This is a genomic window from Limibacter armeniacum (assembly GCF_036880985.1).
Taxonomy (GTDB): domain Bacteria; phylum Bacteroidota; class Bacteroidia; order Cytophagales; family Flammeovirgaceae; genus Limibacter; species Limibacter armeniacum.
Genome location: NZ_JBAJNO010000009.1, coordinates 11,753 through 33,916, shown reverse-complemented (window position 1 = coordinate 33,916; position 22,164 = coordinate 11,753). Strand labels below are relative to the sequence as shown.

Below are 22,164 nucleotides of genomic sequence, written 5' to 3'. Positions count from 1 at the left end.
CCCCAATCCTTTTATAATCCTTGAACAACAACTAACAGAAAACTTCTATGATGAGAAAATTCTACTCACTGATATTAAGCTTGCTGATAACTGGCAGCATCCATGCACAGAATGCTGATTTTCCTCAGTTGATTTGGGCAGATGAATTTGATGTAGCTGGTGCTCCTAACCCTGAGAATTGGACCTATGATTTAGGTGATAATGGATGGGGTAATCAGGAACTTCAAAACTATACCGACAAGTCAGAGAATGTAAAGGTAGAAGGTGGTCTTTTGAAGATCACAGCCATTCGAAAAGGTGAAAACAGTTATACTTCAGGGCGAATCAAAACACAAGGATTGCAGTCATTTACTTATGGACGTTTTGAAATCAGGGCAAAGTTGCCTGCTGGTAGAGGCTTGTGGCCTGCAATCTGGATGTTAGGAGAGAATATCTCAACAGAAGGCTGGCCTGCATGTGGAGAGATCGATATCATGGAACATGTTGGATTTGATCCTGATAATGTTCATTCGGCTACTCATACACCATCCAGTTATGGAAATACAGTGAACAAGGGCTCATTGCACTTGCCTACAGCTGAGACGGAATTTCATGTATACACTTTGGAGTGGACAGAAGCAGAACTGAAGTTTTTGGTGGATGACCAGCACGTTTATACTTATTCGCCTTCTGTGAAAAATGCTTCGACATGGCCTTATAACCTTCCGCAGTTTATGATCTTGAATGTAGCAGTAGGCGGTGCTTGGGGAGGTCAGCAAGGTATAGATGACAGTGTTTTTCCAAAGCAAATGTTGGTAGATTATGTAAGGGTATATGGTAAGGCTCAAGCGCCTAAGATTTCTGGGCCTGAATTGGTGAAAGTAGGAGAGACTTATACTTATTCGACAGACCTTAATGAAAGCGCTACATACGAATGGATATTTCCTGAAGGTGTAACGATTCTTTCAGGACAAGGTACAAATACTGTTTCAGTGCAATGGGGTGAAAGTGCTGGAGAAATCAAGGTTAACCTGCAACAAGGTGAAGAGACTTTTGAAGGTTCATTACCTGTAAAACTATGGAAGACCCCAAGTGGAGATATGGGGTTTAACCTACTGGAAAAGTGGATTGTTTCACCAAATCATGAAAGTGAGATTCAGGTAGGTGGCACTTCAGAAGTTGCTGAACTGACTTTTGAAATAAGCGATCCTAAGACAATCCCCTTTGTAGATTACCTGTTTGAGGATACATACCTGAATTTGGAGGAACATACACTATTTGATTTGGAGATGGCGACAACCTCGCCTCCCAAGTCATTTCGGATTGACCTAATAGATATAGATAATAACACATTCAATACAGGCGATGTATTCAAGGTAGGAAACTGGCTAGCAGATGGTCAGTTTTACTTGTATCACCACGATTTTTCTTTTTTGAAAGCAGCACATCCTGATTTTGATTTTCAGAGAGTGAAAGGAATACGCTTCTTTATTAACTATGGTGCTTTTTCTGCTCCACCGGCAGGACAGCTGAAGGTGAAATCTATTGCATTTCAAAACAATGCCGCTCTTCAAGTACCAGCGGCTATAAGCAAAGGTAGTGCCACTGAAAATGAAGGAGAAGGAGCTTATCTCAATTGGGAATTGCCAGAGGGTGATTGGGTGAAGTCCATAACGGTACTTCGTTCAGAGGGAGGTAGTGAGATTCAGAAGGAATGGTCCTTGCCTGTCGGAAGCACTACATTTTTGGATAGTGAGGTACAGCAAGATATGACCTACCAATATCAGGTGTCACTTCAAAACCAGTTGGGAAGTAGTGCAGGATTTGACCTTGGGCAAGTCACAATAACACAAGCACCAGTTTTAGGCTTTGATTTCTCTTCGGAGTTGGTGAGTGTTTTTCCTAACCCAACAACAGATAAGCTGACCTTGAAGGGAATGGCAGGCAGAAGTATCTCATTATATAACCTCACAGGAGAGTTGTTGGAGAAAGAAAAGGTACCGAACGATAAATCCCAATTGGATTTGAGCTCGAGAGTGTCAGGTCTTTACTTATTAAAAGTGGAAGGACTGGGGACAATTAAGGTAATCAAGAAATAAACCTAAGGAAATTCATACCTAATCACGATGAAAAAGTTTGTTTGTACTATTTATATACTGCTATTCAGCATTTCAGGACTAATAGCTCAAAACCGATTTGTTACCTCAAAAGGGAAAGATCTTGTAACACCAAGTGGTGAAAAGATTTTACTGAAAGGGACTAACCTAGGTAATTGGTTGGTACCGGAAGGGTACATGTTTAAGTTGGATCAGGTAAATGCTCCAAGACATATCAATGAGCTGCTGGAAGAGATGGTAGGTCCAGATGAGACCAAGGAGTTTTGGGCAGATTTTATAGAAAACTACATCACGGAGTCTGATATCCAATACCTGAAAAGTATCGGTTCAAACCATTTACGTTTGCCTTTCCATTACAAGATGTTCACTAATGAAACTTATATGGGCAGAAGTTATCATGGTTTTGAACAATTGGATAAGGTCGTAGAGTGGTGCCGCAATGCTGGACTTTATGTGCTGCTGGATATGCATTGTGCTCCAGGCGGACAAACCGGTGATAATATTGATGACAGTGCGGGTTATCCATTCCTGTTTGAAAGTGAAGCATCACAGCAGCAGTTGGTGGATATTTGGCGCCAGATTGCGGAGCATTACAAAGACGAGGAAGTGATCTTGGGGTATGGTTTATTGAATGAGCCAATTGCCCACTATTTTGAAGACGATCTTCCGAAGTTGAATGCAAAGCTTGAGCCGCTTTATAAGCGAGTAGTGGCTTCAATTAGAGAGGTAGACGAGGAGCACCTTGTATTCTTGGGTGGCGCGCAGTGGAATACCAACTTCAGTATCTTCAGTAAGCCATTTGACGACAAGTTGGTATATGAATTCCATAAGTATTGGATGCCAACAGTGAAGGAAGAGATCCAAGCTTACCTTGATTTCAGGGATAAATACAATGTGCCACTTTATGTAGGGGAGACTGGTGAGAATACCGATGAGTGGGTAAAAGATTTCCGTATGTTGCTGGAGCAGTATGAGATCAATTGGTGCTTCTGGCCATACAAAAAGATGAACAATACGAAGGGCGTGATGAATTTTGATGAGCCTGAAACTTATCAACTGATTTCGGCTTATGCTAAAAGCGATAGAAGTAGCTATGCCAAAAGAAGAGAAAATATGCCTGATAGGGATAAGGTAAGAGTAGCTTTAAAAGGATACTTGGAGCAATGTAAGTTTGAGAATTGCTACCCTAACAAAGGTTATGTGGAAGGATTGGGTCTGGAAGCAAAACCTGTGAAAAATCAATAGTAAGTTAAAATCATTCGATCAAATGATCTGGATAAATAAATAAGTAAAAGTAGTTTTCATATTTCTTGGGCACGGCAATAGGATTCCTGTTGTCAGGCTTTTATTCTAAAATGTTGTAGAGAGATAAAGCCACCGCAATTGCGGTGGCTCTTCGGTAAGTAACAAGTATAAAATTACTGATTATACCTGCTTTATCTTGGTACTTATTTCAATTTGATTAAATGTGTTTTATACACATAATCAAAAGCTTCTATTGTGAGCTAAATTACCTATTCGTTTGATAACTAGCCATGTATAAGCCATCAATAGGATGGGTTTGGAAATACATGTTGTTTCAAAAGGAGTATAAGCCTTAATTTATACAATTAAATTGATGTAATTTTTCTTTAGCAAAAATATTTTTTAGAACAGGGCTTTAAGGGTACGTTAAGCCTCTTCTCCTTCATTAATCAAATCTAAAAGACTGTCAATCAGTGTCTCAGTGTTGAAATTCTTACTTGTCCCTTTAATGCTACAGATTGATACTTTACCATCTTTCAACTTGAAGGTAAGTTGGGTAGGACGTTGGTTTAGGGCAGATGCATCAATATAATGTTGGAAAATAGATGTCTGATTACCATCACTGTAGATGCACTTCATTCTGGAGAAGGTAGTAGGGTAGTCAGTAACAATCTTGCTCAGTAAATCGGTTATCATATTTAGGTTATTCATATAATAATGCGTTATAGTTACACTTATATATAATGTAATAACTTATTGTGAAAAATATAGTCTCTGAAAAAATAATTAGAGGAAGTAAACCAATCGATACAGCTATTTTTGGCTTTTTTCTGTACAAAAGATCCCTGATTTCGGTGGTTGTTGTGAGTGCTGTGACAACGTATATTTGTGGAATAGACTATTCTTATTGTCACTGTAACTGAATTTTCAACAACTATTAAAATGTAATGAAGGAAGTTGTCATATATGACTTTCTGAATTACGATCAGCAGATATGAAAATGAAAAAGGCCTTAAAGGCAATTCTGCTTCTTTGGTGGTCTGTAGCAAGTTATGTTGCTCAGGCACAACAACAGAAGCCCGATTTTTTGAATTATACCAAAAGCCCGTGGGTAGATTCCGTTTACAATGCCATGACACCCGATGAGCGGATTGCTCAATTGATTTTTGTTCCTTCCTTCAAAACAGATCAGATGCCTATGGTAGAAGAACTGATCGACAAGTATAAGGTAGGTGGTGTGGTTTTCTTCAGGGCAAATGCCGTAGACCATGCCTTGATGATCAACAGGTATACACCCATGAGCAAAGTGCCATTGGCTTATGCTTTGGATGCCGAGTGGGGTGTTGGTATGCGTGTACTGGATGGGATCAGTTTTCCATATGCCATGACGCTCGGTGCCATACAGGATGAGGCGTTGGTGTATGATATGGGTAGGGCTATTGCCCGTCATTTTCATAGGCTGGGTATGCACATCAATTTTGCACCTGTTGCAGATGTAAACAACAATCCGAAAAATCCGGTCATCAGTTACCGTTCATTTGGGGAAAATCCTGAAAACGTGTACCGAAAAGCATCAGCATATGTTCGAGGATTGCAGGATGAGAAAATTCTGGCAGTTATAAAGCATTTTCCAGGACATGGTGATACCGATGTAGATTCGCACCATGATCTGCCGATTATCAAACATGATATTGCAAGGCTGGACTCAGTGGAATTGTATCCATTCAAAAAACTGGTGGCAGATGGAGCAGGTGGGGTAATGACAGCGCACCTTTCTATTCCGGCTTTGGATAACACACCGAATGAAGCTTCCTCGCTTTCAGATAAAATCATCAAGGGAATCCTGCGTGAAAAACTGGGTTTTGAGGGACTTACCTTTACAGATGGTATCCATATGCAAGGCATCATAAAGCACAACTCAATAGGGGAGGCACATGCCAAAGCTTTAGCTGCTGGCAATGATGTGGTGGAATTCAGTACAAATGTGAAGGAAGCATTGGATGCCATTAGGAAAGCAATAAAGGACGGTACTATCACAGAAAAGGATATTGAGGAAAAATGCCGCAAACTTTTGGCATTCAAGTATTGGGCAGGCATCAGTAAAGATAGTGTTGTAAAAACTGAAAACCTGACTGAAGACCTGAACAATTCGCAAGACCTTTGGCTGAATGATCGTCTGGCTCAGGCTGCCGTGACAGTGCTGAAGAATGACCAGAATCTGATGCCATTGAAAGCATTGGACCAAAAGAAAATGGCAGTGCTATCAATTGGAAGTACAGACAATACACCATTCCAACTGATGGCTGCCAACTATACTAAAGTAGATTTCTTTAATATAGATGCAGCCTGCAAAGCAGAAGATATCAAGAAGCTGAAAGAGGCACTGAAGGAATACGATTTGGTATTGGCTGGTGTCCATAACCTTTTCAAGAGCCCGAGCAGGAAATCAATTGTAGTGAACCTGAATGATGGCAAGGAAGAAAAACTGAAAACGAGAGCATTCGGTATTTCTGACGGAATGGTGGAGTTGATAAAATACCTAAGCCAGGAGAAGAATGCGATTATCTCTGTTTTTGCTAACGCTTATGCAGTGGATGTACTGGAAGGAGTAGAAGATGCAAAAGGGCTTTTGTTGACCTATCAGGACGGAAGAAATATGGAGGAAGCCGCAGTGCAGGTGATCTTCGGTGGATGTGATGCCACAGGCAAGCTACCTGTAAGTATCAATCAGACATTTCCTGTGGGCAGTGGAATTGATATCCTTGGTGGAAACAGGTTAGGTTATACAGAACCGGAAGCAGTAGGAATTTCTGCTGATGCACTGAATACAATGATAGATAGTCTGGTTCAGGAAGGACTGGATGTTCAGGCTTATCCAGGCTGTCAGGTGCTTGTAGCAAGAAAGGGCAAGGTGATCCTGAATAAGGCTTACGGTTTTCATACTTATTACAAGAATGAGCCAGTGACAAGCAAGGATGTTTACGATCTGGCTTCCGTTACAAAAGTGGCGGCTGCTACAACGTCCATTATGAAAATGCAAGGGGATGGTGTTTGGAAAATGGATATGCCTTTCAGCACTTACTGGAAAGATTTTAAGGGAACCGATAAGGAAGTCCTTACTTTTCGTGAAATTCTGGCGCATCAGGCTGGCTTGAAACCTTACCTGTCATTCTGGACAGAGACACTGGATGAAAACAAGGAGTTCAAGAAAAATACATTTGATGTAAGGCCTTCCAAAAAATATCCGGTGCAGGTAGCGCCACACCTTTTTTTGCACAAGAAGTTTAAGGACAAATACCTTTACAAAATGGTGGCAGCGTCTGAATTGGGAGAAAAAGGAACTTATCGTTACTCAGGGTTGTCTTTTTTGCTCTATCCTGAAATGATCGAGCAACAGACTGGTAAAACGTTTGATACTTTTTTGGACGATAGTTTTTATGCTCCGTTAGGCGCAAATCGATTGACCTTTAATCCTTCCAGAAAATTCTCATCGAAAGAGATTATTCCTACAGAAAACGACAATATATTCCGCTTCTCAACCATGCAGGGTTATGTACATGATGAGGCTGCAGCTATGTTGGGCGGTGTTTCCGGAAATGCAGGACTTTTCGGTAATGCACAGGATTTGGCAAAACTCCTTCAGATGTTTTTGCAGGAAGGAAATTATGGAGGAGAATCTTACCTGCCTGCTGAAACAGTAAAGGAATTTACAAGCGTGCAGTTTCCACAAAACGATAACCGCAGGGGATTGGGGTTCGACAAGCCTTCATTGGATAATGAGGAAAAGTCGGAAGCAGATGCCTATCCTTGCAAATCGGCAAGTATGGATAGCTACGGGCATACAGGTTTTACGGGGACAATGTTTTGGGTAGATCCTAAAGAAGAACTGGTGTTTGTATTCCTGTCCAACAGGGTTTATCCAACAAGGGAAAACAGCGAACTCTACAAGCGCAATATCAGAAGCAGAATGCTGCAAGGCATCTATGACCTTATTGATCAAAAGGTAGCCTCTATTAAATAATCATCAACTGTACCGACAGGGCATGTCCTGTCGCAACTAAAATAAACCAATGACAAACAAAGCAGACAGAGTAATGTCCCTGGATGTGTTCCGAGGGCTAACCGTGGCGGGAATGATTCTCGTCAACAACCCGGGAGACTGGGGACATGTGTACGCACCACTGCTTCATGCAAAATGGCACGGCTGCACACCAACCGATCTGGTATTTCCTTTTTTCCTCTTTATTGTAGGGGTTTCCATCAGTTTCTCGATGTGGGGAGTGAAAGACAAACCCGAAAAGCATGGGGCTGTTTTGAAGAAGGTGATTATCCGAAGCTTGAAGCTGATCGGTATTGGACTGTTTCTGTCAGGTTTCCCATATTTTAATCTGGAGACGCTCAGGTTGCCGGGCGTACTGCAACGTATAGGTATCGTCTTTTTCTTTGCTGGTTTTATTTTCCTGAAGACAAGCTGGAAGGCACAGCTGCAAGGGCTGGTAGTAATCCTGTTGACCTACTGGGCTGTGATGACTTTGATTCCTGTGCCAGGGGTAGGAACTCCAAATTTGGACGATCCGAATATGACCATCGCAGGTTGGTTTGACAATTTCCTGTTGGAAGGACATATGTGGTCACAATCCAAGACATGGGACCCTGAAGGTTTGCTTAGTACGTTGCCAGCGATAGGTACTGGTTTGATCGGAGTATTGACTGGAACATGGATCAGGACAGAAAAAGATGAGAAAGAGAAAGTGGCTTGGATGTTTGTAGCGGGTGTTATTTTGGTGGTGTTAGGTAGTTGGTGGGATTACTTCTTCCCAATCAACAAAAGCCTTTGGACAAGCTCTTATGTACTTTATGCAGGTGGTATGGGCGTGATAGGGCTGGCATTCTCTTATTGGCTGATTGATGTAAAGAAGATTGGAAGAAAAGTAACATTCCCATTCCTTGTGTTTGGTATCAACCCGATGTTTGCTTTTGTACTCTCAGGTCTGCTGGTGAAGATTTTAATTGCCATCAAAATTGGTGATACTTCGTTGAGGTCATTGGAATATGATATACTGTATAAATCATGGCTCGATGGAACAGCCGCTTCATTTGCACATGCAGTAGGATTTGTATTGCTGATGTATCTGCCAACCTGGTGGCTTTATAAAAAGAACATTATTCTGAAGGTTTGATGTTTTCATTATATTAGAAGGTCGAAGTGAAAGCTTCGACCTTTTTTTGTTTAAGAAGTAAAGGGCAGCTTGCTAAAGTATAGAGTCTTTTTGTATTGTACGCTCGTTTTAGATTATATAATTACCACTTAGTTTAGGATTGAATACATTTTTGTTTACCCAAATTTTTTATCATGAAATTATTCAATCTTAAAAGTGTTACGTTTATTTTTTTATGTTTATCCTTATTTAGTTGTAAAGAATCAGAAGAGTATTCTCCTGATGAAAATACAAAAAAAGAAGAGGGGTGGTAATTGGACTCAAGGTTTTCATTTGAGTCTAAGATAGTCTATAATAGTGCAGCTGATTCCAATAATATATTCTTTTTAGAATCAGGGTTTTTAGGTCATATCTTTATTGAAGATACAACAGAAGTAGCGCTACATTCAATTCTATATGGTTACTCATTCCACTATCAGGATAATTTCAGGAAATTTCCAATTACTCCTAATCTTTGGATTGGTTTGGGTAGTGGTGGTTATTTTGAAATATCCTCTCCTCATGATCCTTTTTCTAATTATGCTGAAGTGGGGCTTAGTATGTCAAAGCTAGACAATTCTTTCAAAGATTTTGCCTTCCACTTTTACCAAAGGCATGAACAACTTTATGTTAATAATAAGAATCAATGTTTAATCCCTTTTGAAAGTAGTGATGAATCACAAGTGAAGTTTTTATTGATCAATACGGTAGTTGAGGATATGGGTTATGAATACTTTGTTGATACATTAAGTACTAAAATTATTCCTCGTCCTGAAAATGAACCTGAAAGAATTAATTTTTCATATCTAGTAAATTGTATAGAAGATAAGTTTTATTTAACTGGAATAGATGAAACATATTTATTAAGTGCCGATGAAGAATTTCATATAATTGATGAGCACTCTATTCGTAAGATATTTAAAATAGATGGTGTTTATTATGGTTTGACATATAAAGCTGAACAGGGAGTAAAGACTTTTAAAATGCTTTCATCATATGATGGGATAAATTGGCAAGTATTTGCAGATCCAGTTAGAGAAGATCTTCATTTATTTAATTATAAAGAAATAGATGGGAAAACTTTAGCTTATATCGGCGACCATATTATACATTTTTACAAGACAGATGTCACAATAGAATTTAAAGAAATCTCTAATATAGGGCTGGAAGGAAACCAAATTACATCTATCTCAGAGTTCAACGGAAGGGTTTACGTAACTACACTTTCTGGGGTATTTATCAAGGATATAGAAGATTTTTGGAAGTATAAGGAAGATGAACAACTTGAAGATTAAGTAAGTAAAATTATATTGGGAGGTCGAAGTGAAAGCTTCGGCTTTTTTGTTTATCTCTTACTTTATAACGTGAACTATGAATTAGCATTCACTTCTGTTATATCATAGAAGTAATGGATTTTAAACTCGCTGCTAATGTATCTTGCACTTTCAAGGCATATGTCCCGAAGGGATTGTATATGCCAGCGATGGGATTATTAAGTTTGACTTTTTATTCGGAGCAATACACCTGCCCCGAAGAGGCTATACACGTTAGTGATGGGTTTTACCGCGCGTGCAACAGCATCGAAACAGGCAACGAGATAACTCCGGTTATTTAGTACATCTTAATTATCCCATCAGTAGAAACGTACATTATTCAACCCTGAAAGGGCTATATTTTTAGGGTGATAATCCATTACTCACGATTTAAGCAAGTATTGAATTGGAATAGAGATTTCCTACTCTAATCCTTTCACATATTATGATCTACTAAATGATGTTATCCTGTTCAACCCTTTCAGGGTTATGATATATTGATTGCTGTAAAATCCAGATTGCCATCTGGAGCTAATATGGTTTGTTTCCTTCGGAAACGGTGTTTGCTGTATGAAAAAATAATCCCGAAGGGATTATTTTCCAAATTTTAAATTACTAGATGTCAGAAAGTTAAGCGAGCGCTTAACTGGGGTGATACCAGGACTGTTACCAAAAAGTGATTAAATAACCCTAGAATTACACAATCCCGCCGGATTGTGTAACACATCCCGAACTTTTTGGACCAAGTTTTAGTATCCTGAACCTGGGGTTAAGCAGCAACATTGTGGTTACGCTTTGGGTATTCTTCTACCCAATAGTTCAAGGATTCTATCTCTTTTTCAGCCTCTGACATTTCAGTATCACCCGCCAACTTTCCCGACTGCCTATTAGCAGGCTGGTCATCCGCATTCATGGTCAATTTCATTCCATTATTCTTCGCCATCTGATTTAACATCTGGAACATGGCCAAAAAAGGGTCTGTATTTGATTTAAGGCTTTCCAGTTGTTTTTCAATTTTCTCAAACCTTGAATCTATTTCTTCAACTTTAGGTTTACTTTCCGAAGATCTGATTCCTTCTTCAGTAATAAGCATTTCCCCACGTCCAGTAACTAACCAATCAACATTCAAATCGGGATAAATCTCAAAAAGTTGAATTATGTTATTCAGCTTTGGAGCGCTTCTTCCTTTCCTCCAATCGTATATTGTTGTTAGTGAGCAATTTAACTCACGCGCTAATTGATCAACAGTTAATTCTTTTTCAATCATAAACTGTGTTATGCGATTTGAAATACTCATAATATTGTAACTTTATCTTTAATGGATTGGGATTATTCCTTGTGTTTTAAACTTAATCCGTATATAATTGTAATGTTAAATGATAGTAAATATGGTTTAACCGTATTAAACAGCGTTTAACAAAAGTAGCAAAAAAGGCTAAGAATTAAATACCTAGAACCGTTTTATCATGACTGAACCACAAATACAAACGATATATACTGGGGTGAAACTTGAAATTCCATTAAGGAAACACCTTGTAACTCTCAAAAAAGTTTACGGGAAATCAAATATGGGTGATGTTTTAAAGTATCTCCTCAAACAGGACCTAGTAAAAAATAAGGATCAGCCTTTTGCTCAAAAGAATTTTAAGGAAGCACTGGAAAGCGGTTTACTTGGTTACGATGTTTTAGACCCCGCTACTGCCGAAAGTAGTTCATATCCTCACATCAATGAAGTGGATGCTTCAAGTACAGAGCCTTGCACTGTACCTGATTGTTCTTAATTATTCCCGCTATTGGAGAGAGGTTTTAAAAAAAATTGAAATGAAAGCAGCACTAGAACAAATTCTTTACGCATTAGCACCTGACACTACAATTACCTATAGCGAAGTCATAGTATGTCAGGTATATAATAAAGAAAACTACAAGCTCAATATCACTTGTGGTTTTACGGGAGACAACCTGATGCAAGCTAACATTGAAACGCCAATAGGCGCTACCATAACGCTGTTCAGGTCGCAAAAGATCAGTCATGCCAAAGAGGTTATCTCACTACTGAAGAATAACTATTTCGTGATGGAGCATTTCAGCAATGAGCTATCCAGCTTTATCACAAACCTTGATTTCAGTAGTATGTCAAACCAGGAACTGGCAGACTTCATATTGGCAAACAATGAAAGGGTATCTAACATGCTTTCATGTTACCAAAAGAAGGATTTGCCAAATCAACACCAAGAGTTCCTGATTGGATTGGCTAAAGAAACCTTAGAATTTGAAGCGGTCAGTAACTTCCACTATACGCCTAATAGAAGTTCTTAGGCTATAAGAGTTAAAGGCATTGGACAGATTCGACCGCTCCTGTTCAATAATGGCTCGCTCAACATCTGTCAGTTTGAACTTGAGAAATTTGTCAGCGGCTTGCAAGACATCTTTCTTGACTTTAGCAAAGAGTTTCTCAGTCTTACCAAGATGCTTGACGTTGCTACTTCCGCTCTCAGACAAGACAAGGTTACTCATAGCAGAAGAGTGAAGTTTTAGATTAGAGCCATCGTAGTGTTTTCGGAATGCCCTGGTCATATATACCTGATAAGTCATTCCATCATTATAAAGTACTTGTTCATTTTCATTCATAGGTTATCTGTTTTTGTGGTGAAAAATAAGGTTTAAGCGCTATTAAATTACACAATTTCAAGGTAATCGGAAACACGGAGCGGGGCGAATGTCCTGCTCCATTTAAGGCATAAAATTTTTGATTGATAATGGGTTAAACAGAGGGGTCAAGTAAAAGGCATTGCCTTTTACCTGATTGGGATTTCTTCCCACATCCAATTGCATACTCATAACATTATATATATCGGGTTCTTACCCCTCCTGTACGCCATAAGCAAAAAACATATGCTGACGGTGCAACAGGTAAACTATGCCCTTTTGGGTTTTGAAAATTATGTATAACCGTAAAAGCTATCACTGATGACTACACAAGAATTTAATGAACTGTACGATGGAGAGACACCACTTACAGCCCTATCAAGCAACATCCTTGATGAGATGGAAACTTATGCAGGTGATATGAAAGACCTTGCAGAAGAGAACTATCAAGATGATGAAGCCGAAGAATGGGAGAACACACTTTATACTATTCAAATGGCAAACCTCGAAGTAAGGAAAGCTGAATGCGAAGCACAAGAATCACAAAACAAGTAAAACGATGACAAAAGCAGAACAAGATTACTGGAAGAAAAGGTGTAATGCAGCAGAAGCATATCTAAATGAAATACATCATGGAGACGGAACCAACAAGTCAAAAACCTACAGTGAATGGGTCCAGTCGAAAGAACTTGAACCTACTCCAAGTCAACCGACAAGAACACCAACCAATAAGGAGTACGACCTCGAAACCATTCAGGATATCTGTAATGTGGTCACTGCCGAAAACCTAGATGATTTCATAGCTGACTTTAAGGAGTCACTAAACATGATTATTCAGGTGAAAAATAACGCCAGTATATTACTCAAAGCTTCAGGCCAAAACGTAACTGATGAGATGATGAATGAGATGGTGAAGGTTGGTAAAATCGGTTGGATTGATGATGGGAAAACTTACACTCCAGATCAGGAAATGTCATTAACCATCGCTCCAAAACCTTAAAGCCATGCCAATAAAAGAATATAGATGTCAATACGACTCATCCTATGCCGAGGTCACATTCGAAGTCGATACTGATGTTTTTACTACTGAATCAGCAAATGTACTGCTTGAATATTGGGACTGGGACTATGACGAAGAAGCTGACGAAATCGAAGAGGCAATTAGAAAGTGGTCACTTGAATGTTTTCGTGAAGCGATGTCCAGAAGGATTGATAATGCTGATCAGCTTATTGATGTATTTGACTCAAAACCGGAATGGCCCAAACTGGACGGATCAATAGGTGTAAAAGTTGTCAACTTCAGTCCATTTGAGTTACGAGAGGATTGGCTAACGGTAGACATAAACCCACAACATTAATTAAATCCATAAACAAAAAAAGGCCACATCACTTAACGCCTGATGCAGCCTTTTAAACTAAAATTTCGAATGATAAAGATACCGAATTACGAACAGATTCACAACATCATCAGAATGGTTTGCAAGTACTCAGAGAGGCACTTATACTATCCTGATTTTAGAAAGATTTTCGGGGATCACACCAACCCTGAGCACCTTCACAAGAAATACGAATCTACACGTTTCAGCCTTCCTGAGTTTATCCTGATGGTGGACTCAGAGGCTGAGCAGCTTTTCGCTGAGTATATCAGCAAGGAAATAAACAGCCTACTGCCAATTGACTCAGTCAAGAAACATATAAAGGACTGGTGTTTTTTTACCTACAACCTCAAGCCTGTAGAGATGTTTGATCTAGTGTTTGGCAGACATGCCCAACTGGTGAAATACAGACTTCCTACACATGATCCGTTTTCGGCAAAATCAATCTGCCACTTATTCCACAACGCTAACCAGTTGGAGAGAGAACGGATGATCTCTTACGCATTATACTTATTCAAAGAACCTATTCAGATATACAATGAAGCATAAAACACACTGGGTATTCGAACTAAAGAACAGAACGGACCTACTACTCTTTATGCTCCGTCAAACAAGTGGCTTTGCGCTGATGATCGGCCTAATGGCATTTGTCCAGGCTATAAGCATCGCCATCTTTTTTGCCTCCATTTTCGAGAGCAAAATCAGTTCACAACTGGAAGCCATGGGAATGGATAACAGCTCTATGCTGATGCACACACTTTCCATCCTTTTGGGACTTTGTGCAGGTCTGGTTATCGAGGCGGGTTCCTTCTTTTTCGCCATCAACGGCATGCAAAAGAGCAGCTACTTTTCAGCGTTTGTCAGCGGCTGCTTATCCATCGCCAGTTACCACGCCATTTTGTACAGCGAGCAAATCAATGAGCTGCTAATCTTCGGAATTGGGGTGCTCGGTTTCTTCCCTTCACTCTTTATTATGATCGCCAGCCACGAGCTAGCCAAGCGAGTGGAGAAAGAAAACTTTGAGCAAATGATGAGCAAGTACAAGCGACAAGAGAGCGAACCGGAAGCGACCGAACCAACACCCAAAAAGGTACCGGAAGCATCCACCAATTCACAGTTTGAAATCTTGAAATCCAAAATCAATAGACAGGCATGAAAACACTAGAATATATCCTTCGCACCAGTACGATGTTCCGCTTTCTATTCACCATGGCAGTGGTCATTTTGGCTGGTCAGGTAGTAAAGCAAGCCTTTGAGCTGGACAACACAATAGCTTTCACATTTTCGGCAGTGGCGTATATCGCCACTACCCTTCTGAAGGCCACTTACAACACCCTTAAAAACAAGCTTGAAATAGTCTCAGACTATCAAAAACAAGTGGATTCGCTCAAAACCGCTCTCGAAGAGGCACAACAAATCGCTGTTTCGGTAGCGAACTCAGAGCGAAACCTGAAGGCTGAAAAAGACTCGCTCGAACAGGATTTGAAGTTGGAGAAATCCGCTCACACGTCGCTCAAGTCTCGCTACAACGAAATACACCAGTCATGTATCGAGCAGGAAAAAGCCAACTCCGAAATGAGACGACAGCTCAACAATATGGGCGAGTCAGAACAGTCGCTACAATCCGCTAATACTTCGCTCAACAGTCGCTTGAATGACTTCAAAAACAAGGTAGCCGAACTGGAAGAAAACTTGGAAGATGCAGACCGAACACTGGCCATCCAGCGGGAGCAGATCAGCGAACTGAACGAGCAAAAGGAAGAGCTTAACACCAAATACCGATCCGCTCAAAATCGCTTAAATGCGCTGAAAGGTCAGCAAAAAAGAAGGGAACAGGAAGCAGAATAATGTCCTACCTGATTGAATAGCTGGACACCAATTTGGGATAAAAAAGGAGGATAACAGATGAGCGCAACACCCACACATCAGAAGCACTTCCAGTTCCTGACCAACGACCTGCAAAAGGCCATCCAAAAAAAGGAATGGACACTACAGCAAAGTTGGTGCAACGAGAAGAGCCGCAAGTATATCACCGAAGAGCTGACCTTCTATAAGAAGATCATGCAAACCACCACCTCCATTTATAATGGTGTAAAACAGGACTTGGTACAGCGGCACAACGCTTTCGTTAGCCGCAATTCAATGAAAGTGCAATTGGAAAAAGGACGCATGGAATCAGCGCATATGCTAGAGTCATCCGACCTGATCGATAAGCACCGCATAGCAGAGTTTAAGGTGATGATGTTCAAGTTTTGGTTTGCCATCCAGCAGGAGACAGACCAAGACACGATCCAAGCAAAGAGCCGAAGCATTGTAAGGCTCTATGCCCTGATCAGATTTATGGAAGAAGAAATTCCCTACGAGGAAACAGAAAAGACATTAACCGCAGAAGACGCAATCAGTAAAATATTATGAATACCTCAACGATACTTTTTTCACAGGCAATTGAAGCTAAGATGACCATGGATGGAAAGAACCTTTCCAAAAATGTAATCATTGTGCTAGGGTCAGAAACCGAAGGAATTGAAGGAAGTTTACAAGGGGATGACATCGTATTGGTTCAAAAGTTTTACGACTTGTTCAATTACGATTCAATGGAGCCAGTAAAAGAGCTGACCGATATCCTGGACAAACTAACTCCTGAAGTACTGACAATACTCTACCCATCTGATACAAGAGTCAACAAATACCACCCAAACAAAGACCTCTATAAAAAGCCCGCAGGTTTGACAAAACAGATCAAGTCATTCCACAAGGCTTTTAACTACCTAACCAAACGGAAAGGTATTGCAACCAAAAGAATCGTACTGAAAGTAATCAAGGCGGACTACTGGCAGCAAGCCCGAACACTGGATAGGATGCTGTTCGAATTTCCGGATCACGAAGAAGAAATCATTAAATCCCTAAGCAGCGAACATGAAAACAAATGGTTTGATCATGTCAAGCTGGCTGATGGAGAAATGGAACACCTGTACCGCTACTTTGGTATCGACTTTCAGGATCACACGGTACAAGACTTCTATAATATCTATAACAGGTTTGGAGATATTGACAAGTCTGAGTTTATCTATAAGTCTTGCATTTACCAACTGATCAGGGGTGAGATCAAAAAGATCAAGCACGTAGATGCAGACAAGTATATTCAAATCTTGGATAAGATTGTACTGATGTCAGTCCAGTATTTGGGCGAAAATGCTGACCTGTTTGTACGAGGCATGCAGCCAACTTCCTACGAATCGGTAAAAAGGAAATATGGAGCGGATTTTATCAAAGACATCCCCGCTTATGATGGGCTGGCGCTTGAGCCGGACAACACCAAGAACTACCAACGGAGGTTTACCACCAGCAAAGGCAGGTTGGAGTTTGACTATTACAATGTCTACGAACCGCTGAATGTTTATCCTGGCAATTTCAAAACTGCTGAAGAAGCAGCAGAAGCATGTCCCAATATCCTAAGCTATTTCCACCATATCTCACAAGGGAATGCGGAATGGGATGCACCAATATTGGGAGACAGATTAACGGTATTGCTTGACTGGTTCCGGATTGCCTATCGCTATCCAAAAGCCAGACTCCCTATGGTCATCCTGATGAGCCGCGAGCGTGGAACAGGTAAGTCAACCTTACTCAACCTGATGCGATACATCTTTGGAGCCAATGCCATGGTTACTGATATCAACGACCTGTTAGGCAGGTTCAACTCACACAACGCTTACAAGACATATATAGGTCTGGAAGAAATTAAGGTAGAAAGTGAAAGAGACCAGGCGATGAACATGCTAAAGGATTTGATCACAGGACACACAAGATTGATGGAACCAAAAGGTGTGATCAAGTCTGAAGTATCCAACTTTGCTCACTTCATAGCCACCTCAAACCATGAGGATAATATCATGAAGATTGACTCTGATGATGAGGACCGTTTCTTTATGCTGAAACCGCCAGTACTACAAGAGACAAAACCAAACATGCTGCAGATGATGAAGGAAGAAGTCCCTGCATTCCTGAGCATGTTAGTCCAGACTCCTATCCACCATGTAAACCCCAATGCCCGAAACAACAGCATTGCCGAAATGAAGATGGGCCGTCTTTGGTTCAATGTAAAGCACATTCAAACGGAAGAGTTTTTCAATGTGATCAAGCATTCAAAGCCAATGGCCATGAAAGAGGTCGAAACCTTTATGAGAGACCTTTTCCTCAACTTCAATGTGCAAACGGTCAGGATACACCCAAAGGTACTTTGTGACCTGATGAAAGACACCGCCAAGTTTAAGTACAGCCCTGATGACATCAAGCGAGTGTTTGCAGAAAAAGGATACAAAACCCTAAGTACAAGTGTGTCATTTATCTACATCCCTTTGGATGTGGAAAAAGACCATAAAGGCAACCTTCAGTACATCTATTACAGAGAGAAAATCAAGAACACCAGCGAGTACAGGATTCCCAAAAACCGCTATTACGAGCTTCAAGCTGAAGATTGGTTAACACCTGAAGAATTTGAAAGAATCAAGGGTAAGACAATCGACGACCTGAACATTGATGAGGAAAACTACTTGGTTGAAACCGCCAAAATTCACCTGAACGGCAACGCTGAAGACCTGGTATTTGAATACCTCAAAGCTCAGCCAATTAACAGCAGGTGGATAGAAATGGAAGACTTGATGGAAAGGTTTAACCGAAAGGTAGATAACCCAATCAAACAGGATCAATGGCGCAAGCATATACAGAGCTTTCACGACTGGAGCGAGAAAGACAGAACAGTAGTGATCTCAGACAATTACGACAAGATTCAATTTAAACCTCCTTTCTAATATGATAACGATTCAAAGTGAAGACCTCGAACTAATATTCAAGGCTACAAAAGCAGCACTGGAGTACAGAGCCAACCTAGGTAAACTCAATAATTATCCGGATGAATTAAAGCCAGACTTCGACTGCTTCAGTGATTGCTTGAACTGGTACCATGATATGTTACAGGATCAAAAGTCAAAGAAATCTGAACAAATCAGACTTGCTCAGATGATGGGAGAAACCGATCCAAAAGTATATGAGGATAAGCAACTGGAATACCAGCTGATGCACCAGGAATATATGAGGATAAGAAACATTATCAGCTATCTAAACAAAGAAGGAGTAGCATGGACCTAAACAAAAACCTCAACCATATACAGCAACTGGCTGAAGGGCATAAACGGACAGATACCATCAACCCATTTGACCATGCTTGGCAGGTAACGGAATGGAAAGATCAGAACTGTCTGAAATGCCGAAAATGCCTATCAGCTCACCACCCGAAATATGAGCTGCCATTGCTGAAAGAGAGTATCCAACTGGTGAAAACAGGTCAGGAGTGTATCGGGAAACTGGCACTTGAAATCATCTTTTACCAGGATACTATCCCCATTGAAGTGGCTGAAATGATGGGCATTGCTCAAAACCTAAACGATACATGCAAAGCATTTGAGCCATTGACGAAACATGAGAAAAAAGATCCTAACCAACTAAACTTATTCTGATGCATATCCTAGACTATTACGAACCTAAGTTCAAAAAACCTGAAGGTGTAACCGAAGCAATAATCAACAAGGTTCACCGCTTCGAGACAGCCTTATATATCGCGCTGGCTTATTACCGCAGCTTTGCCAGTGGCAACCAAGCAATGAAGCTCAAGTACAAAAACTTCGAGAGGAAAGCCGAAAGCTTTATCACGCTGTATGAAATGCCTAACAGCCCTGAGTTTGACCTGCTGGACAAAAAGACCGATGAGATATTCCCATACGTCGAATCGCTTTCCGGCAGCGATGAGTATCACTTCAGACTTATGGTATCAGTGGCCAGCAGCTATTTTGAGGAATACAAAAACGTGATGTTTCAAAATGCCCGAGCCATAACCAAAGAAGAATGGGAAAAACGAATCAAACGAGCAATCAATAGACAAGCTAAACGCAAGATGGAAAAGCAGATGAAGCAGGACATTTCAAATGCAGGTCTGGGACTTTCCACTTTCTCTCGCATGATGCAAAAAATCAGCTTAGACCTTCCTGAGCAGATCAAAAGCGTCAGACGCTATATGGACAATAACATCATTGTAGAACTTGAACCCGAAGTATAACCATGGCAACGATTTATTATATCACAGAAAAGAAAACCGAGACAGGTAAGAAGTTTCAGGAACTGGAAAGAAGAATGGAACAAGCTTATGATGATCAAATTGATTTCTGTTTTAAGTACAACATTAAACATTACCGTCCTGATGACTTTGCAGCTCAAGGAGGTTTTTCCTCTGTAACCTTTGATAAGGATGTTGAGGTGGATACCAAGGTTTGGAAGAACGTCTATAATTCTAGTCATGAATGGATGCCAAAACTGAACACCAAATTAGGTAAGACGATACAAAAAGAAATGGATGAATGTCTTCTAATAGGTAGAAAAGAGCTGAATCAATGCGTCGGTTATAAAGGCTTTCCTAATCATATAGGATACTCATTTAGAAATAAAAAATACTATGGTTTTATGGTCAGCGATACATTTAAGTTTGACCCTCCAAAAGACTGTAAAGAAATCACATTCACTGAGTACAAACACCTTTTCATTAATAATAATGAGTAGTTCTAATGGAATAATTCTAAGCATTGAGTTAGGCTTTCTTTTCATGTTGATAGCCTTGGTCATTTTTCTAAATATAGATGATGCTAAAAAACTAAAAGAGTCTAAAAAACATCATCGAGAAATAAGAAACCATATCGATCAAGAAAAATTCAAACTTGAAATCTTCGAAAATAATATCATAAAGCTTATGAAAAAGCCAAAAGGTCATACTCATTACTATAAAGAGGTTGGTGTTTTTTATGATATGGATGAAGCTATAGAAGCAAAAGTCAATGCTGAGTTTAAACGTGATCAAAGAGATGGATCAGGGACTCCCACATCTTATTATTAATCAATAACCCCTAAAACCATGGCCCTTATAAAAGTAATGCTACTCTACTTTATTGTCTTGGCTTTCGTCTCACTACTGGGAAGCTTATTAGACAAGAAGAAAGGAAGTCAAAATATATGGTCATACGATGATGATGATGACGATTATTACTATGACAGTGATGATGATGATTCTGAATAAACTCGTGCATTTTTCACCTAACGGGAGGGACTTCTCACCCCTCCCATTTTAACTACAAAAATCAATGGCAAAATCAACTCGGCTTACTCAGTTTATACACAATGCCTATATCAGAGTAAAATCAAAAGACTTTAAAGAAGAAGAACATTGTCAATATCACAATATACTAAGGGCAAGCTCTGACCTGGGAAAAGCAGCTGAAGCTGCAAACCTCAACAAAAAAGCATATATCAAACATTACATTAACAGTTTAACTCTTGTGAATTTTGTAAATCCAGAAACGTTCAACTTCCATATTCAGACATTTTACCCAATCTTTATCAAAGACACTTTTGAGGATAAATTAGCAAGTTCTTTTCTTTGGATTTGTGATTGGATTAGCAACAATGAAGGGAAGCTAATGATCAGTACCATTGGCTATGTGTATGAAAAGAACCTGGCAGGAAAACAACCTACATTCAAAAGTATAGAACATGCCCTGGTATATGCCGAAAAAAAGGTACTAGCACTTGATCCGGAAGGACCAGGAACAACACGAGAATATCAGGCAGGTGCAGCGTTAGCCGCAATTATGCAAGTGGCCAACTACAAAGGCGTGGACTTGTTTCTTCATGCAGGATGGAGATTGGCATTTAATCGAACTAGACCAGTTGATAGACCAAAAAAAACCATGCAATGTTGGTATTGTGAAGACAAACTATACGTGGATGGTAAGACGTGCCCTAAATGTATGGACAACTAAACCTGTTTATGATGGAAAGAAATATTAATTACACCGCCATTATTGGTTTTATCTGTCTGATATGTGTGATGGTGCTGCTCCTACTCCCGGCTATTATCGACTTCAATAAAGACATAAAAGATACGGTTGCAGGAAAATCTTATAAATGGCAGGAAGAATATGCATTGGATAGTCTGGATTGATTATCAACAAAACAACAGATCAACAGCCTTTGGATTCCCAAAGGCTTTTTTATGCCTGAAAAAAAACGAATCGAAAAAAAAATAGGGATAATACAATAACTAAAGATTTAGTTCTCAGTAAAACTCAGCGAAGTTGAAAATAGTGTTGATTTTGTTGATTTGTTGATAATGGTATATAAAAAACTAACTATCAATAACTTACACAATCAACAAAATTTTTAAAAATGTTGATAATCAACAAAAGTG

26 protein-coding genes are annotated in these 22,164 nt (G+C 39.9%); 23 read left to right on the top strand and 3 right to left on the bottom strand.

All coding sequences use genetic code 11. The features are described from left to right. The first annotated feature begins 47 nt into the window (after positions 1-47). Positions 48-2,078 carry a family 16 glycosylhydrolase gene (locus tag V6R21_RS17830; RefSeq protein WP_334244942.1) on the top strand — a complete coding sequence of 677 codons (2,031 nt, stop codon included), beginning with the start codon at positions 48-50 and terminating at the stop codon, positions 2,076-2,078. Positions 2,079-2,105: 27 nt separating this feature from the next. Further along, complete coding sequence (locus V6R21_RS17825) at positions 2,106-3,341, top strand: glycoside hydrolase family 5 protein (RefSeq protein ID WP_334244941.1); 1,236 nt, start codon at positions 2,106-2,108, stop codon at positions 3,339-3,341. A 426-nt stretch (positions 3,342-3,767) separates the two neighbouring features. On the opposite strand, the gene V6R21_RS17820 is transcribed toward V6R21_RS17825, so the two are convergent. Beyond that, entirely contained in the window at positions 3,768-4,052 is a 285-nt protein-coding gene (locus V6R21_RS17820) for a hypothetical protein (RefSeq protein WP_334244940.1), read from the bottom strand. A 283-nt stretch (positions 4,053-4,335) separates the two neighbouring features. Here V6R21_RS17820 and V6R21_RS17815 point away from each other — a divergent pair, with 283 nt between their 5' ends. The 3 genes from V6R21_RS17815 to V6R21_RS17805 all read left to right on the top strand — a co-directional run bounded on the left by V6R21_RS17815 (position 4,336) and on the right by V6R21_RS17805 (position 9,834). Further along, positions 4,336-7,362, top strand: coding sequence for a glycoside hydrolase family 3 N-terminal domain-containing protein (locus V6R21_RS17815; protein WP_334244939.1), 3,027 nt, complete (start codon positions 4,336-4,338; stop codon positions 7,360-7,362). A 49-nt stretch (positions 7,363-7,411) separates the two neighbouring features. Next, the gene (locus V6R21_RS17810; protein ID WP_334244938.1) at positions 7,412-8,521 is read left to right on the top strand and encodes an acyltransferase family protein; all 1,110 of its coding nucleotides are present in this window, start codon (positions 7,412-7,414) and stop codon (positions 8,519-8,521) included. A gap of 293 nt (positions 8,522-8,814) precedes the next feature. Next, positions 8,815-9,834 (top strand): hypothetical protein, encoded by a 1,020-nt coding sequence (locus V6R21_RS17805; protein ID WP_334244937.1) that lies wholly within the window; start codon positions 8,815-8,817, stop codon positions 9,832-9,834. A gap of 787 nt (positions 9,835-10,621) precedes the next feature. On the opposite strand, the gene V6R21_RS17800 is transcribed toward V6R21_RS17805, so the two are convergent. Continuing rightward, positions 10,622-11,149: a helix-turn-helix domain-containing protein gene (locus V6R21_RS17800; protein ID WP_334241764.1), complete on the bottom strand. Its 528-nt coding sequence runs from the start codon at positions 11,147-11,149 to the stop codon at positions 10,622-10,624. A 169-nt stretch (positions 11,150-11,318) separates the two neighbouring features. Between V6R21_RS17800 and V6R21_RS17795 the strand changes: the two genes are divergently transcribed. Beyond that, positions 11,319-11,633, top strand: coding sequence for a hypothetical protein (locus tag V6R21_RS17795; RefSeq protein ID WP_334241761.1), 315 nt, complete (start codon positions 11,319-11,321; stop codon positions 11,631-11,633). A 40-nt stretch (positions 11,634-11,673) separates the two neighbouring features. After that, positions 11,674-12,168 (top strand): hypothetical protein, encoded by a 495-nt coding sequence (locus V6R21_RS17790; RefSeq protein WP_334241759.1) that lies wholly within the window; start codon positions 11,674-11,676, stop codon positions 12,166-12,168. Here V6R21_RS17790 and V6R21_RS17785 read toward each other — a convergent pair. Beyond that, positions 12,115-12,480 carry a hypothetical protein gene (locus V6R21_RS17785; protein WP_334241758.1) on the bottom strand — a complete coding sequence of 122 codons (366 nt, stop codon included), beginning with the start codon at positions 12,478-12,480 and terminating at the stop codon, positions 12,115-12,117. The two genes, V6R21_RS17790 and V6R21_RS17785, sit on opposite strands and share 54 nt — an antisense overlap. A 339-nt stretch (positions 12,481-12,819) precedes the next feature. Here V6R21_RS17785 and V6R21_RS17780 point away from each other — a divergent pair, with 339 nt between their 5' ends. The 16 genes from V6R21_RS17780 to V6R21_RS17705 all read left to right on the top strand — a co-directional run bounded on the left by V6R21_RS17780 (position 12,820) and on the right by V6R21_RS17705 (position 21,918). After that, positions 12,820-13,053, top strand: coding sequence for a hypothetical protein (locus V6R21_RS17780; protein WP_334241756.1), 234 nt, complete (start codon positions 12,820-12,822; stop codon positions 13,051-13,053). Between the two features lie 4 nt (positions 13,054-13,057). After that, positions 13,058-13,498 carry a hypothetical protein gene (locus tag V6R21_RS17775; RefSeq protein ID WP_334241754.1) on the top strand — a complete coding sequence of 147 codons (441 nt, stop codon included), beginning with the start codon at positions 13,058-13,060 and terminating at the stop codon, positions 13,496-13,498. A gap of 4 nt (positions 13,499-13,502) precedes the next feature. Continuing rightward, positions 13,503-13,856, top strand: a complete 354-nt coding sequence (locus V6R21_RS17770) for a DUF2528 family protein (RefSeq protein WP_334241752.1) — start codon at positions 13,503-13,505, stop codon at positions 13,854-13,856. 69 nt (positions 13,857-13,925) lie between these two features. Beyond that, positions 13,926-14,423, top strand: coding sequence for a hypothetical protein (locus V6R21_RS17765; RefSeq protein ID WP_334241750.1), 498 nt, complete (start codon positions 13,926-13,928; stop codon positions 14,421-14,423). Further along, positions 14,413-15,030, top strand: a complete 618-nt coding sequence (locus V6R21_RS17760; protein ID WP_334241748.1) for a hypothetical protein — start codon at positions 14,413-14,415, stop codon at positions 15,028-15,030. The genes V6R21_RS17765 and V6R21_RS17760 overlap by 11 nt, the downstream gene beginning before the upstream one ends. Then, positions 15,027-15,722 (top strand): hypothetical protein, encoded by a 696-nt coding sequence (locus V6R21_RS17755; protein WP_334241747.1) that lies wholly within the window; start codon positions 15,027-15,029, stop codon positions 15,720-15,722. The genes V6R21_RS17760 and V6R21_RS17755 overlap by 4 nt, the downstream gene beginning before the upstream one ends. Before the next feature lie 57 nt (positions 15,723-15,779). Then, on the top strand, positions 15,780-16,289 hold the full coding sequence (locus tag V6R21_RS17750) for a hypothetical protein (RefSeq protein WP_334241745.1): 510 nt from the start codon (positions 15,780-15,782) through the stop codon (positions 16,287-16,289). Further along, positions 16,286-18,685, top strand: coding sequence for a primase-helicase family protein (locus V6R21_RS17745; RefSeq protein ID WP_334241743.1), 2,400 nt, complete (start codon positions 16,286-16,288; stop codon positions 18,683-18,685). Before V6R21_RS17750 ends, V6R21_RS17745 begins: the two co-directional genes overlap by 4 nt. Before the next feature lies 1 nt (position 18,686). After that, positions 18,687-19,022 carry a hypothetical protein gene (locus V6R21_RS17740; RefSeq protein ID WP_334241741.1) on the top strand — a complete coding sequence of 112 codons (336 nt, stop codon included), beginning with the start codon at positions 18,687-18,689 and terminating at the stop codon, positions 19,020-19,022. Beyond that, a complete protein-coding gene (locus V6R21_RS17735) occupies positions 19,013-19,390 on the top strand; it encodes a hypothetical protein (RefSeq protein ID WP_334241738.1) in 378 nt (125 codons plus the stop codon). Before V6R21_RS17740 ends, V6R21_RS17735 begins: the two co-directional genes overlap by 10 nt. Next, positions 19,390-19,986 (top strand): hypothetical protein, encoded by a 597-nt coding sequence (locus V6R21_RS17730; RefSeq protein ID WP_334241737.1) that lies wholly within the window; start codon positions 19,390-19,392, stop codon positions 19,984-19,986. The genes V6R21_RS17735 and V6R21_RS17730 overlap by 1 nt, the downstream gene beginning before the upstream one ends. A gap of 2 nt (positions 19,987-19,988) precedes the next feature. After that, on the top strand, positions 19,989-20,483 hold the full coding sequence (locus V6R21_RS17725; protein ID WP_334241735.1) for a hypothetical protein: 495 nt from the start codon (positions 19,989-19,991) through the stop codon (positions 20,481-20,483). Beyond that, positions 20,476-20,814 (top strand): hypothetical protein, encoded by a 339-nt coding sequence (locus V6R21_RS17720; RefSeq protein WP_334241733.1) that lies wholly within the window; start codon positions 20,476-20,478, stop codon positions 20,812-20,814. Before V6R21_RS17725 ends, V6R21_RS17720 begins: the two co-directional genes overlap by 8 nt. Positions 20,815-20,832: 18 nt before the next feature. After that, positions 20,833-20,994, top strand: coding sequence for a hypothetical protein (locus V6R21_RS17715; RefSeq protein ID WP_334241731.1), 162 nt, complete (start codon positions 20,833-20,835; stop codon positions 20,992-20,994). Between the two features lie 64 nt (positions 20,995-21,058). Next, the gene (locus V6R21_RS17710; RefSeq protein ID WP_334241729.1) at positions 21,059-21,736 is read left to right on the top strand and encodes a hypothetical protein; all 678 of its coding nucleotides are present in this window, start codon (positions 21,059-21,061) and stop codon (positions 21,734-21,736) included. Then, entirely contained in the window at positions 21,721-21,918 is a 198-nt protein-coding gene (locus tag V6R21_RS17705) for a hypothetical protein (protein WP_334241726.1), read from the top strand. Before V6R21_RS17710 ends, V6R21_RS17705 begins: the two co-directional genes overlap by 16 nt. Positions 21,919-22,164: the final 246 nt, after the last annotated feature.